Origin of the sequence: Pseudoalteromonas sp. NBT06-2 (genome assembly GCF_002276045.1) — a bacterium.
In the GTDB taxonomy this organism is placed as follows: domain Bacteria; phylum Pseudomonadota; class Gammaproteobacteria; order Enterobacterales; family Alteromonadaceae; genus Pseudoalteromonas.
In genome coordinates this window covers 21705-34769 of sequence record NZ_NQMR01000017.1, presented here as the reverse complement: position 1 = coordinate 34769, position 13065 = coordinate 21705, and the positions used below count along the sequence as shown (strand labels likewise).

General features: G+C 34.7%; 14 protein-coding genes. 8 read left to right on the top strand and 6 right to left on the bottom strand.

Annotation, left to right across the window (positions count from 1 at the left end; translation table 11 throughout):
- Positions 1–19 precede the first annotated feature (19 nt).
- Positions 20–301, bottom strand: coding sequence for a hypothetical protein (locus tag CJF42_RS05740; protein WP_095365764.1), 282 nt, complete (start codon positions 299–301; stop codon positions 20–22).
- Positions 302–455: 154 nt separating this feature from the next.
- On the opposite strand from CJF42_RS05740, the gene CJF42_RS05735 reads away from it, so the two are divergent.
- A complete protein-coding gene (locus CJF42_RS05735) occupies positions 456–926 on the top strand; it encodes a hypothetical protein (protein ID WP_095365763.1) in 471 nt (156 codons plus the stop codon).
- Positions 927–1014: 88 nt separating this feature from the next.
- On the opposite strand, the gene CJF42_RS05730 is transcribed toward CJF42_RS05735, so the two are convergent.
- Positions 1015–1545, bottom strand: coding sequence for a helix-turn-helix domain-containing protein (locus CJF42_RS05730; protein WP_095365762.1), 531 nt, complete (start codon positions 1543–1545; stop codon positions 1015–1017).
- Between the two features lie 317 nt (positions 1546–1862).
- Here CJF42_RS05730 and CJF42_RS05725 point away from each other — a divergent pair, with 317 nt between their 5' ends.
- A complete protein-coding gene (locus tag CJF42_RS05725; protein ID WP_252097539.1) occupies positions 1863–2246 on the top strand; it encodes a helix-turn-helix transcriptional regulator in 384 nt (127 codons plus the stop codon).
- A gap of 49 nt (positions 2247–2295) precedes the next feature.
- Here the strand turns inward: CJF42_RS05725 and CJF42_RS05720 are convergent, their stop codons facing one another.
- The gene (locus CJF42_RS05720) at positions 2296–3402 is read right to left on the bottom strand and encodes a type 1 glutamine amidotransferase domain-containing protein (protein ID WP_170940488.1); all 1107 of its coding nucleotides are present in this window, start codon (positions 3400–3402) and stop codon (positions 2296–2298) included.
- Positions 3403–3850: 448 nt separating this feature from the next.
- On the opposite strand from CJF42_RS05720, the gene CJF42_RS05715 reads away from it, so the two are divergent.
- On the top strand, positions 3851–4378 hold the full coding sequence (locus CJF42_RS05715; RefSeq protein WP_170940487.1) for an alpha/beta hydrolase family protein: 528 nt from the start codon (positions 3851–3853) through the stop codon (positions 4376–4378).
- Positions 4379–4391: 13 nt separating this feature from the next.
- Here the strand turns inward: CJF42_RS05715 and hutU are convergent, their stop codons facing one another.
- Both hutU and hutH read right to left on the bottom strand, forming a co-directional pair.
- A complete protein-coding gene (gene hutU / locus CJF42_RS05710; protein ID WP_252097538.1) occupies positions 4392–6392 on the bottom strand; it encodes a urocanate hydratase in 2001 nt (666 codons plus the stop codon).
- A 27-nt stretch (positions 6393–6419) separates the two neighbouring features.
- Positions 6420–7913 carry a histidine ammonia-lyase gene (hutH, locus tag CJF42_RS05705; RefSeq protein ID WP_095365758.1) on the bottom strand — a complete coding sequence of 498 codons (1494 nt, stop codon included), beginning with the start codon at positions 7911–7913 and terminating at the stop codon, positions 6420–6422.
- A gap of 143 nt (positions 7914–8056) precedes the next feature.
- Here hutH and CJF42_RS05700 point away from each other — a divergent pair, with 143 nt between their 5' ends.
- A complete protein-coding gene (locus CJF42_RS05700) occupies positions 8057–8965 on the top strand; it encodes a LysR family transcriptional regulator (protein ID WP_095365779.1) in 909 nt (302 codons plus the stop codon).
- A gap of 206 nt (positions 8966–9171) precedes the next feature.
- Positions 9172–10158: a WD40 repeat domain-containing protein gene (locus tag CJF42_RS05695; RefSeq protein ID WP_095365757.1), complete on the top strand. Its 987-nt coding sequence runs from the start codon at positions 9172–9174 to the stop codon at positions 10156–10158.
- 78 nt (positions 10159–10236) lie between these two features.
- Here CJF42_RS05695 and CJF42_RS05690 read toward each other — a convergent pair whose 3' ends face one another.
- Positions 10237–10446: a cold-shock protein gene (locus CJF42_RS05690; RefSeq protein ID WP_095365756.1), complete on the bottom strand. Its 210-nt coding sequence runs from the start codon at positions 10444–10446 to the stop codon at positions 10237–10239.
- Positions 10447–10749: 303 nt separating this feature from the next.
- On the opposite strand from CJF42_RS05690, the gene CJF42_RS05685 reads away from it, so the two are divergent.
- From CJF42_RS05685 to CJF42_RS05675, 3 genes are all read left to right on the top strand, one after another.
- Positions 10750–11064, top strand: coding sequence for a cupin domain-containing protein (locus CJF42_RS05685; RefSeq protein WP_095365755.1), 315 nt, complete (start codon positions 10750–10752; stop codon positions 11062–11064).
- Between the two features lie 526 nt (positions 11065–11590).
- The gene (locus CJF42_RS05680) at positions 11591–12109 is read left to right on the top strand and encodes an RNA polymerase sigma factor (RefSeq protein ID WP_095365754.1); all 519 of its coding nucleotides are present in this window, start codon (positions 11591–11593) and stop codon (positions 12107–12109) included.
- Entirely contained in the window at positions 12099–13046 is a 948-nt protein-coding gene (locus CJF42_RS05675) for a FecR family protein (RefSeq protein WP_095365753.1), read from the top strand. Before CJF42_RS05680 ends, CJF42_RS05675 begins: the two co-directional genes overlap by 11 nt.
- Positions 13047–13065: the final 19 nt, after the last annotated feature.

Here is a 13065-nt window from a genome sequence, read left to right as displayed (position 1 = left end):
AAGTGGAATGAAATACACTTTAACACCCGCCGCCGCCGCCACCAGAACCTGAAGAGCTGTTACTAGATGATGTATTAGATGCTACCCCAGAAGCGACAATTATTGGGGTAATATCACCATTTTTAGATGCTTGGCTTGTTGTACTTATATTCGTTTTTCCTGTCTTTTTTAAAGTACCCAGAAAACATAAAAAACACAGTGCCATGATCCCTATTGGATATGACCATATTTGAGTTGTAAAACCGCCATATAAAGCAAACATAACGATAATTAGCAGTAATATTCTGAATCCGTTTTTCATATTAAACCTTCTTTAAAGACCTGAATATATTAAATGAGTATTTGTATTCTAGCGTCACCCACAATAAGATAGGCGAAGTATCTAGTTAATACATTATCTATTTATATTTAATTGTCAAATTAGCGATATTTTAATTTTTAAAGGTTAAATCACCATGTTTAGTCGTAAAGTCCCATTAGTTATTGCTGGAATATTGTGTGCGATAGGTGCTTTGCTTCACCTTGTTACCATAATAGGTGGGCCAGATTTTTATCGTTTTATGGGGGCGGGCGAGGGAATGGCCCAAATGGCTGAAGATGGCTTGGCTTATCCCACGATTGTTATTTTAGTTATCACATTAATTCTATTTATTTGGTCAGCGTACGCTTTTTCAGGTGCAGGTGTAATAAAGCGTTTACCATTATTAAAAATTGGTTTGGTTTTGATTTCTTCAATTCTAATGATAAGAGCAATATTTGGTATTATTTTGATGTTTATAAATATTAATCATCCATACCTTAATGAGCTTCAAGCAAGACCTATTTTTATGATGGTAACATCATTGATTTGTTTGATATTTAGCTTACTTTTTATTACTGGCACATATAAACAATGGTTATCAATATCTGAAAATGATATTAAGTAATGACTAACATCCTATGAAGCAAAACTGACACTACCTCAATATGTTAAATGTAGAAAGGCGTTTTTTATATGACGGGCAGTTTATTTAATCAAAGTTTTAAATATAGGTGGTTACTATGTAATACTGTATAAAGTAACCACTGTTTTAAATCGCGTTTACATATGCGCTTCTTCCTAAAGTAGTCTACAGTCACATTTATACTTAGCCATATAAAACCAATAACAAAACTCATCGTGGCAAAATCAAGATATCTAAAATTTCCATGGATCTCATACTGATTATTAAAATTTGCACCTTTTAGGGTAGGGATCACAATATCTATCACCCAGGCACCCAATAAAATGATGGCAAATGATAAAAATAATATCCAGCCAAACTTGCTAATAAAGCTAAAAGTTACATTCTGAATAGGTGCTTGATTATTGAGTGATAATGGGTCTACTTTAAATACAGATGCTAAGGCTTTCATTGTTTCAAGCGAGCTATTTCCTGTTTTTTCAACTCTTTGAATTGTTCTTATACTCAGCCCTGAAATAGATGCTAGTTCGTCTTGGCTCCAATAATGTTTTTCTCTGAGGCTTTTTATTTTTTTATAATTTAGTTTCATTATGTTACTCATAAGGTTTACCTTGTTTTATATTAATTCGAAAACAGATAATAAACATAGTGGGTTAAAATGATGCAGACATTAAGGTGACACCAACATGACATCAATGAGTCAACGCTCTGACATTATACCCATTCCAATAAATATATGGTCAATTTAAATGGTCTAAATATAAAATACAATTGTTATAAATAGCAATTTTGTTCAATATTCTATAATCCATTTTGAGTATATTCAAAGTATAAAAATGAATAGGAACTCAATCATGACAATCATACCAGCAATTTTCCTGCTTATTTAATCAGTTATTACTTGAAAAAAATCCGCTAGTGTTGGAAAGCCAACTTATAGAGTATTTACAACAATATTTCTTAATTAAAAAACAACAAAAGATCGACTCAGTGAATGTACGCAAAGTGAAAGAACTTATATCCGATGAAATAAACATAAACCATTCATTAGATGAATTAATGCAAGAGTCAGGATTAAGTCGATTTCATTTGATCCGAAGCTTTAAGCAAACTTATGGTTTATCACCACATGCCTATCAGTTAGATGAGCGTATAAAGCAAGCTAAAAACTTATTAAAATCAGGTTACTCAATCTTAGATACTTCTCATTTGTTAGGCTTTGCAGATCAAAGTCACTTGCAGCGTAACTTTAAAAAAAGATTAGCCGTTACGCCAAAGCAATACCAAGCATTTTTTCTTTAAAGAGAAGTATCAGAGTGACTGATACTTTCTTCATTAAAATAGTCTACAGTTAGAAAGTTTTTAACATTTCTTGTGCTTCTTGGTGCTCAGGATGGCTTTTTATTAAAGCCTGCAATGTACTTTTTGCTTTGTGAATCTGACCTAAACTAGTAAATCCTTTAGCCATAATTAAGCTCAACTTTGGGTGGTCAAAATAGAGTGCGCCTAGCTCCATTAAAGAGAGTGACTTTAACTTTTCTGTATCATTTTTTGCTGACTTTAAGCTGTAAAACCCATACATTGCAAGCAACTGAGGCTGAAAACCCGCAGATGACTTTTTGTATTTATCAGTTGCATTGTTTTTACCATCAAGTACTTGAGCAATCAGCCCATAAGTTCTTTCATCATCCCAAGGAATACGTTTAACTAAAGTAATCCCTAGAGACTTAACTAATGCTTCTGCTACTTTAGCTGTTGAAGCTGGATTCTGACCGGTAAATAAACGCTCATCACTGGCTAAGTGGGCTAACATCATTGGACTGCTTTGGTACTTTGCACCACGTTCCTTTAGCTTGGTTTCTAATAAAAAATCAAATTCTTTAGACCACTTTTTACCAAACACAGCTTCCTCCTGATTGGTAAATCCATTGACTTTTTTATTAGTAACTAAATAATTGCCATTAGATAATTTAACATTCACTAAAGCTGCAGGGCCATGACATACAGCGCCAATAGAGCCATTATTTTGATAAACATCAGCAATCAAAGTTTGTAAAAATTCATCTTTCGGTAAATCAAACATAGCACCTTTACCACCCACAACAAATATGGCTGAATAATCGGAAGAATTAATATTGGATAATTTCAATGAATTGTCTAATTTATTAACAGCTTGCTGATCGGTTAAAAAAACTTGATTATAAGGCTTTGTAGCATCATATTTATCAGCTTCAACTTTACCTCCTTTTGGCGATGCAATATCAATTGCTAAACCATTTTTTTTGAAAATTGAATATGATTGTGAAAACTCATCAAATTCAAATCCTGGTTTTGTTTCTCCTGCATTTTGGCCATAACTACTGACTACGATAAGTACTTTAGGAGCTGCATGGGTTATAAAACTACAAAAGCACATAATGAGGGGCAGTATGAGCGTAAAAACATATTTTAAATTCATATTAAATTCCTTATTTATTTTAGATGTTTGGTGACTACAACCATAAAATAAACGTTTCATTGTGAAAATAATGTGAAAAGATCATTCACTTCTGGATAATTAACTGGTAGTAACGACTTGACTCAGATCAACAATCTAGTTCAAATTTGCTATGTAGAATGAATTTAAATAGGATTGATGCTGCGTTATTGATTTTGATAAGGGAACAACTAGTCTCTTCAATCTATGTCTTACCTAAATCCTGTTTAATTCTCACTGAAATCCCGAATTTTGAGGTATCATGGGTATAAAACTAATTTGGCTAAATCACTACTAACAACTTTAATTCAAAACAAACGGACTCTGTATTAATTGATTTTTCACACTATCAATATGGCAAAATACCTATTGGATGGGGAGTTCACATTATGCGTTATGCCGACTATCCATGTATGGAGAACTTAATAAGATGATTGGAAAGAATCTGAGTTTAAAAACGATCTGGAAATATTTAGTCTGTGTTATATTACTAATCACTCAAGCGTATGCTACCGCTGAAGAGTTAGATATTCGATACGAAACAATTGAATTTAATCAACTTTTAGGGCGGTTATGGTTACCCGATACAGACAAACTAAGCCCCGCTGTTTTACTTATCGGTGGCTCAGGCGGAGGATATCAAAACCAAGATGCTAAGTGGCTTTCATTATCAGGTTTTGTTGTTCTTGATATTCGCTATTTTGGCTCTAAAGAGTTACCAAAAAATTTAGTGAATATACCAATTGAGTATTTTAATACCGCAGTAAGTTGGTTAGACAGTCATAGATTAGTTAAGAAAGGCGCTATTGGCATATTTGGTCATTCTAAAGGAACCGAAGCTGCTATTTTAACGTCCTATTATAATCCATTAGTAAAAGCTGTCGACTTGCTGAAATCGCGAATTTCTATGTGGAATGGACATAAAAAAAGCTATTCCACTGATAGTGAAATAGCTTGAATGTTTTATATCGCTACAGTGATAAATTATTTAAAATATCATCATCAACAAGGTTCGCTAGTGTTACTTTAAGCTTAGGTGTTCTTGCCATTTCACGTTTTATCGCAAAATTAGCTTCTTCATTTCGTGCCCAGCTACGACGCGCAATACCATTGTTAACATCAAACAACAGCATAGATTTTAGTCTGCGTTCGGCATCAACCGTGCCATCAAGTAGCATACCGAATCCACCGTTGGTTACTTCACCCCAGCCAACACCGCCGCCATTGTGGATTGATACCCAAGTTGCACCGCGAAAGCTATCACCAATCACATTGTGAATTGCCATATCTGCGGTAAAACGACTACCATCATAAATATTAGATGTTTCGCGGTATGGCGAATCTGTACCACTCACATCGTGGTGATCACGACCTAAAACTACTGGACCAATTTCACCACTATTAATCGCATCATTAAAGGCAGTAGCTATTTCCATTCTGCCTTGCGCGTCAGCATAAAGAATTCGTGCTTGTGAGCCAACAACTAACTTGTTTTGCTTAGCGTCTTTAATCCAGGTAATGTTGTCTTGCATTTGTTGCTGAATTTCTTCAGGTGATTCTTGCATTATTTTTTCAAGAACGTTTGCTGCAATAGCATCGGTTTTATCTAAATCTTCAGGCTTACCTGAGGCACATACCCAGCGGAATGGGCCAAAACCATAATCAAAACACATAGGACCAAGAATATCCTGAACATAAGATGGATATTTAAAGTCTATGCCATTTTCAGCCATCACATCGCCGCCGGCGCGTGAAGCTTCTAGTAAGAAAGCGTTGCCGTAATCGAAGAAATAAGTACCTTTAGCAGTATGTTTATTGACGGCATCGGCATGGCGCTTAAGTGTTTCTTGTACTTTTACTTTAAATAATTCAGGCTCTTCACGAATTAATCGATTAGATTCTTGATAGCTAATGTCTACTGGGTAGTAACCACCTGACCATGGGTTATGCAATGATGTTTGATCAGAACCTAGGTGTATGAAAATTTCTTTTTCATAGAATTTCTCCCATACATCTACTATGTTTCCTATGTATGCAATCGATACAACTTCTTTATTTGCTTGTGCTTTTTTCACACGTGCAACAAGTTCATCCATGTTATCAATTAACTCATCAACCCAACCTTGTTGATGACGTTTAGTTGCAGCATTTGGATTTACTTCAGCACAAACAGTAATACAATTAGCAATATTTCCCGCTTTAGGTTGGGCACCACTCATGCCTCCTAAGCCAGCTGTTAGGAATATTTTTCCTTTAGAAGATTCGCCTTTGTTTAATACTTTGCGGAACGCATTCATCACGGTAATAGTTGTACCATGAACAATACCTTGTGGGCCGATATACATGAAAGAACCCGCAGTCATTTGTCCGTATTGTGTTACACCTAATGCATTGAATTTTTCCCAGTCATCAGGTTTTGAGTAATTTGGTATCATCATACCATTGGTTACAACAACACGCGGTGCGTCTTTTGAAGATGGGAATAATCCCATTGGGTGACCAGAATAAATGTGGAGTGTTTGGTCACTTTCCATTTCACTCAAATATTTCATCGCTAATATATATTGCGCCCAGTTTTGGAATACTGCACCATTACCACCATAGGTAATTAACTCTTCGGGGTGTTGCGCAACGGCAGGATCTAGGTTGTTATCAACCATCAACATAATTGCCGCAGCTTGCTCGCACTTTGCAGGGTAATCAGAAACAGAACGTGCTTTTAAATCATAGCTCGGTTTGAAACGGTACATATAAATACGACCGAAATCTTTTAGCTCTTGAGCAAACTCACCTGCTAATTCTTGATGCCACTCTTTAGGGAAGTAACGCAGCGCATTTCTTAGCGCCAGCTGTTTTTCATCAGCTGATAAGATATCTTTGCGCTTTGGGGCACGATTCGCATCTGCAGGATAAGCCTTTGCTTGTGGTAATTCGCTAGGGATCCCTTGTTTAATTTTTTCTTGAAAATTCATTGCTGTCTCCATAGTAAAAGGCTCCCTTTATTTAACTGTAAACGCTTGTGATTTCACCAATGCGATCATGGCATCGATATCAGGCTTTAAAAGCCTATCTTCTTCAAGCTTAGCTACTTTTGCTCTGATCACTTGGAAGTTTTCTTCTATAATGTCTGAGCACTTATTAGGGCGTCTAAATTCGATAGCTTGTGCAGCATACATTAACTCGATAGCAAGTATCTTTTCAAGATTACCTAAGATCTGATTTAGTTTTCTACCAGAAATACTCCCCATAGATACGTGATCTTCCTGACCCATAGATGTAGGTACACTATCAGCTGATGGCGGAAAACAAAGAGATTTGTTTTCTGTTACAAGTGCTGCTGTTGCATATTGCGGGATCATCATGCCTGAGTTTAAGCCTCCTGCAGAAGTTAATAACCTCGGTAAACCGTGTAAACCTTCTAATAAGAGGTAACAACGACGATCTGAAATATTACCTAACTCTGCAGCTGCTATTGATGTATAATCAAGCACCATAGCAAGAGGTTGTCCATGGAAACTACCGCCAGAAATTGCTTCCTCGCTACTGATAACAATTGGGTTATCTGTTACTGAATTCATTTCAATTTCAGCTAATTCTTCTAGGTGATAATACGCATTACGTGATGCGCCATGCACTTGTGGAATACATCTTAATGAATAAGGGTCTTGAACACGATCACATTCTTCATGATCTGCCATATTTTGTGAATCTTTAAAGAAACTTCTCATACGAGTGGCAACTTCAAGATTACCTTTAAATGCACGTGTTTGGTGTAGCTCATCTCTAAATGGCTGTTCGCTGCCTTGCATACCTTCAATACTCATAGCACCCGTCATATCTGCAAGGTTTAATAAGTAACGCATTTTAGTTAACGCTGTGATGCCATGAGATAATATAAATTGCGTGCCGTTAATTAATGCTAAACCTTCTTTAGCATGAAGTTCCATAATTTCTAAACCATGTTCGCTAAGTAATTTAGCGGCAGGTACTATTTTACCATCTTGCCAAAACTCACCTTCACCTAGAAGCGGTAAAAATAAATGAGAAAGTGGCGCTAAATCACCCGACGCACCTACAGAGCCTTGCTCAGGTACTACAGGGATAAGATCAAGTTCGATAAACGCTAACATTCTTTCAACAGTTTCTAAGCGAATACCAGAAAAACCTTGACTTAAAGCATGTACCTTAGTGATCAGCATCAGTTTTGAAATCGCTTTAGCAATTGGTTCTCCAACACCAACAGCATGAGTAATAAGCAAGTTTTTTTGTAATAAATTAGTATCTTCAGGTGAAATTTGTGTATCGCATAACGGGCCAAAACCTGTATTGATACCGTAAACTGCTTTATCTGAAGCTGCCATTTTTTCGACTCTTTGGCGGCTTGTGTTGATTTTATCTAACGCTTCTTGGCAAAGCTCTGCTTCGATACTGCCATCAGCAATACCATTTACAATATCAAGGTTCAGACGATCAACACCATATTTAAAAGTCATCTTACTCTCCTAAGTCGTATTTATTTTTCTGTGCGCAAAGTGCTTTAATGGATTTATTTTAACTTGAACATTATGTTTTGCAAATGCATAATAATCGTAATTCATTCCGATTTTATCAAACTAATAAAAAAGAGAACAAAGACGTGCAAGTTCATGATGTTGATTTACGTTTACTTAGGATATTCGTAGCCATAGTTGAGTGTGGCGGATTATCGGCCGCAGAGTCTCGTTTAAATATTGGGCGCTCAACCATAAGTTCTCATTTATCTGATTTAGAAGTTCGCTTAGGTATTAAACTTTGTAAACGCGGCAGGAGTGGTTTTGAATTAACAGAGCCTGGAAGAGTTACTTATCAAGCTTCTTTAGAGCTACTCCAACAATGTGAAGCATTTACGACTACTGTAGCGAGTTCTAAAAATGAGCTATCAGGACGAGTAACCATAGCAACGATTGATACTATGGTTAGTGATCCCAGATGTGGCGTTGCGCGTACTATTCGTGCCTTAAAAGCAAAAAGTGACAATATTCAGTTTGATATTAACGTATGTGAAGCCAGAGAAGTGGAAACATCAGTTGTTAATGGTCGTTCTTTAGTGGGAATAGGCGTAAGTAGGCACCACCTTCGTGGGTTAGATTATTACCCTTTACGTAATGAAAATAACTATTTGTACTGTGGTGTTGAACATCCTTTGTTTGATTGCCAACCTTTAGAAATTAATAAGCTGTTACAAGGTGCAGAAGTTATTAGCAGTAATTATATGCGTGACAAAGAAACCAGAAATGACGGTTTAAACTATCAAAATAGTGCTATTGCTTATCATGATGAGGGCATCGCGCATTTAATACTATCTGGCGAATTTATAGGTTATTTACCTGATCACTATGCGAATTATTGGGTCGATAAAGGGCTATTCAAGGCCATTTTACCTGAGAAATACGCTTATCAAATACCCGTTGTTTTAATTTCTTCGAAAAACAATTTGGCATCTCCACTGGCGAATGCGTTAATTGAAGAAATTAAGCGCTGCCATACGTTCGAAGCCTCTAGTTAAGAGGTTATCACTTATTGTATAGAGCTTTTACTTAGCTCCTTCTAAAGCAATGGTTACTGTGCACGTATCTATCAAAGTCGTAATGTGGAGTTTAAAATCATAATATAATAATTATTCGCACTGTAAGCAGAAGTCTAATTTGTTTTGATCTAAATTGTTTTGATGTTTAATATCAAACTCTGTTCTGACTTTAAACCTTTAATATTATGAATCAATTATTACGCTTAAATATTTTAATATCATTAATTTTTATTTTGGGCTGTAATGATGAATTAAAGGAGATAAAGGCTTCATCATTCCATAAATTTATAGAGGTTGCTGTCGTTGATGCTGATTTATCAGATGACGCTAAGATATCTGCATTATTAGATATTAATCAAAAAATAACTATTTGGGAAAATACTAGCCATCAAAAAATTGTTGATTATCAAAGTTCAAATTTTAAAGAGTTACAGTACCATATTGTTTTATCGGGTGATAAAAAAGTAATCGCTAGTGCAGGTAAAAAATATATAACTATTTTTTCAATTGAAACTGGAAAAGTAATTACCTCATGGCCAGTAAAAGGATTTAGTGAAGATATTCAAATTACGCAAGTTTTACTTAATTATTCAGGAGATAATATATACATAGGTTTAAATGAGGGTAGTATTGTAAATGTAGATTTAAAATATAACAAAAGGTCGTTACATAAAATTCATAACTCTTCTGTTACTAAGTTAACACTACATAAAAATGGACAAAGTATTTTTTCAGTAGGAAATGATGGCAATGTCGTGCAATGGCACTCCTATACTGGAGAAATAATCTGGTTAACTGTATTTAGTCAAAGGATCACTAGTTTTACGCATGATAGTTTAAATGAAAAAGTGTTTGTATCCGATGCACTTAAATCACAAAAAATAATAAATTTAGGTTCAACTCAATCGGATATCTCACTTGAATATATAGAAAGGTTTAGGTTTTTTAGACAGGCTATTTTTTTATCAAGCGGCAGTAAACTGTTAACAGCATCATCAAAATTTCAACTATCTCTTTGGGATACTCAATCTGGTGAAGAAATCGGATTTGGAAACATTAAATCTTACAATTTTGGCAGTATGATTTTGGATTTTGCAGTATCTTGGAACAAGGACATATATTCTATTTCTTCAGATGGGGTATTAGAAATTTGGAGCAAAAACGACTTGTAATAAACAATAAAGGTAAGAATGTATTCTTACCTTTTGACCATTTAAAGCGAAACTAAATAGTGGTATTAACGCTAATAATTATAGCGCTACGATGTTTTCAGCTTGTGGACCTTTTTGACCTTGAGTAACAACAAACTCTACTTTTTGGCCTTCAGCTAAGGTTTTAAAACCCTCACCTTGGATTGCACTAAAGTGAGCAAAAACGTCTGGACCTGAAGCTTGTTCGATAAAACCAAAACCTTTCGCCTCGTTAAACCATTTTACTGTACCAGTAGTTGTATTAGACATAATATTATCCTATTTCTTAAAAGTATTTGAGCCCTAAGGCAATGTTGCTGGAAGTCTTACTAGTACTTATAAAAAAACAGAACGAGGAACACGAAATGTTTCTTCGAAATGATATAACATAAATGTACTGCGCGCTTTCAAACTGGCTAAATTATATACAATTTAATTTTAAAGTAAAATGTTTTGTGTGTTTTTTGTACAGAACTTTAATGTGTAACATTAGTGACTAATTTATTTGTTATTTAACTGTATGAATTTAATAGTATTTTATATTATTATGTGATTAATCTATAAAAGGTAAGTATGAATAATATCTTTAAAGAAATTCCTGATGATCTAAGCTCGGAAGTTTTCGAGAATTTAGCATCAGGTATGAATGTAAAAATAGAAAGAATCTTATCAAAAGGGCACAGTTCACCAGTAACAGGTTGGTATGATCAAACACAAAATGAATGGGTGATTGTATTAAAGGGTGAAGCAATTTTAACGTTTAATAATAAACCAGATGTACAACTTAAACAGGGAGATTACTTAAATATAAAAGCCCATCAAAAACATAAAGTGAGTTGGACGACTCCTGAAGAAGAAACTGTTTGGTTAGCTATTCATTACGATTAATACCATTTCCGTTAATAAAGCGCTTTGAAACCCGCCTAAAAGGAGCTTTTGAGAATTTACACTTCGTTGTTATGTCAGTTCTAAAGGGAATAATGAATTCACTGACATGCCTAGAATTGTAAAACCTCATAAGCTTTAAGTGGTCACTTAATTATCGAAATTGGTATAATAGCAGCTATACCCATGATGCCTCAAAATGCGAGATTTCACAGAGAATTAAACAGGATTTAGGTAAGGCATTATTTATTAGTATTGGTATAATATCGCAGCATAATCCCTGTTTAAACTCGCCGAGACGGAGCCTCTGAGCAAACCCACTTCACTGTTGTGTTGGTTTGAAAATACCTACTTCCTGCACCAACACGCCTTGAATTGGATTCGCTCAAATAGCTTTGAAACATGCATTTTGAAGTAACATGGGTATCTAATATCAATTGTAAAAGTGACATGAATCATTAATAGATACTTGCTATCTAAGTGATAATCATTATCATAAACGATTGTCGCTGTTTTTATTATTTTTTATATGTCTATTAGCAAACTCCATGTATTACAGGTATTCCAAAAAGAGTACCAAAACCTTTTCAAATTTATTAAGTATAAAGTTAAATGCCCAGATCTGACGTCGGATTTACTTCAAGATCTTTATCTGAAATTACACAGTGTTCCTGAAAAAAAGAAAATCAATAATCCTAAAGGTTATTTAAATACAGCTGCAAGAAATTTGATTATTGATAATAGTCGCAAGTCTTATCAAATTTTAGAAACAGGGCAAGAAGAGCAAATTAATTTGGCAATTTGTAATCAGGTATCTCCAGAGCAAAGAGTAATAGATCAAAATATGGTTGAACAACTTGGCCTAGCACTTAGTCAGTTACCAAAAGAAAAACGAGATTTGCTTACTTTGAGTCGGGTATATGGATGGACAAACCAACAAATTGCAAAACATAAAAATAAATCATTAAGCTGGGTTGAAAAAAACTTAGCGCTTAGTCTTATTATGTGTAGTGATATCGCTCAGGAGAAAAATACACATGGAAAATAATATAGCTAAAATCAAACTGGAAGCTGCAATGTGGATTGTTAAGTGCGAGCATAAGTCCTTGCAAGTAGATCCTGAATTTATCAATTGGTTTAATACTTCAGACGAGCATAAGCAGGTATTTGAGTCATTGAGTCAAAATTGGCAAACACTTGAAAGCTTACCAGATGCGTCAAGATCATGTGAAGCAATTGTTAAAGTGACGCCATTATCTTCTAAACCAGAGTCACCAAAAATACAAAAAACGCCAATCAAACTGGTTTCATATATGGCATTGGTTGCGAGTATTTTCTTTTTTTCAATTATTTATTTCAATATAGATACGAAATATTACTCCCAAAATTATAAAACGGAGGTTGCGCAACAAGCGCATTTTGACTTACCTGATGGCAGTAGCCTTTGGTTAAATGCAAAAAGTGAAGTGCTTGTCTATTTCGATGATGATAGGCGTCAAATAACCATTTTAAAAGGTGATGCACATTTTGACGTTGCTAAAGATAAACAAAGACCATTTATAGTGAGTTATGAACAACATCAATTTATTGCTCTAGGTACGGCGTTTACAATTAATACTAGGCCATTTCTTCAATTAGCAGTAACTGAACATACAGTAAAAGTTAACTATAAACATATAAACCGTGTGATTCAAGAAGGTTACATCACTGAATTCAATGAGTATTGGCAAACAGCTACAGTGATTCAGTCTCAACCGAATTGGCGAGAAGTTAAACTTAATTTTAAAGCAAGGCATTTAAAAGATGTGCTTACTCAAATACAACCTTATATCTCTGAGCGTATTAAGTTACTTAATCAAGATATGGCTTATGAATTGATTTCAGGCACTGTTAATCTTGAAAAACCTGAGCAAGCATTAAAATTAATAACGAGTGGGTTAGGGTTGGAAGTAACCAATGAAAACAATCTAATAATACTAAATTAAACCAATATTATGTTTTATA

Coding starts and splice junctions, on each gene's coding strand:
- CJF42_RS05740 (WP_095365764.1), bottom strand. CDS start 301: ATGAAAAACGGATTCAGAATATTACTGCTAATTATCGTTATGTTTGCT.
- CJF42_RS05735 (WP_095365763.1), top strand. CDS start 456: ATGTTTAGTCGTAAAGTCCCATTAGTTATTGCTGGAATATTGTGTGCG.
- CJF42_RS05730 (WP_095365762.1), bottom strand. CDS start 1,545: ATGAGTAACATAATGAAACTAAATTATAAAAAAATAAAAAGCCTCAGA.
- CJF42_RS05720 (WP_170940488.1), bottom strand. CDS start 3,402: ATGAATTTAAAATATGTTTTTACGCTCATACTGCCCCTCATTATGTGC.
- CJF42_RS05715 (WP_170940487.1), top strand. CDS start 3,851: ATGATTGGAAAGAATCTGAGTTTAAAAACGATCTGGAAATATTTAGTC.
- hutU (WP_252097538.1), bottom strand. CDS start 6,392: ATGAATTTTCAAGAAAAAATTAAACAAGGGATCCCTAGCGAATTACCA.
- hutH (WP_095365758.1), bottom strand. CDS start 7,913: ATGACTTTTAAATATGGTGTTGATCGTCTGAACCTTGATATTGTAAAT.
- CJF42_RS05695 (WP_095365757.1), top strand. CDS start 9,172: ATGAATCAATTATTACGCTTAAATATTTTAATATCATTAATTTTTATT.
- CJF42_RS05690 (WP_095365756.1), bottom strand. CDS start 10,446: ATGTCTAATACAACTACTGGTACAGTAAAATGGTTTAACGAGGCGAAA.
- CJF42_RS05685 (WP_095365755.1), top strand. CDS start 10,750: ATGAATAATATCTTTAAAGAAATTCCTGATGATCTAAGCTCGGAAGTT.
- CJF42_RS05680 (WP_095365754.1), top strand. CDS start 11,591: ATGTCTATTAGCAAACTCCATGTATTACAGGTATTCCAAAAAGAGTAC.
- CJF42_RS05675 (WP_095365753.1), top strand. CDS start 12,099: ATGGAAAATAATATAGCTAAAATCAAACTGGAAGCTGCAATGTGGATT.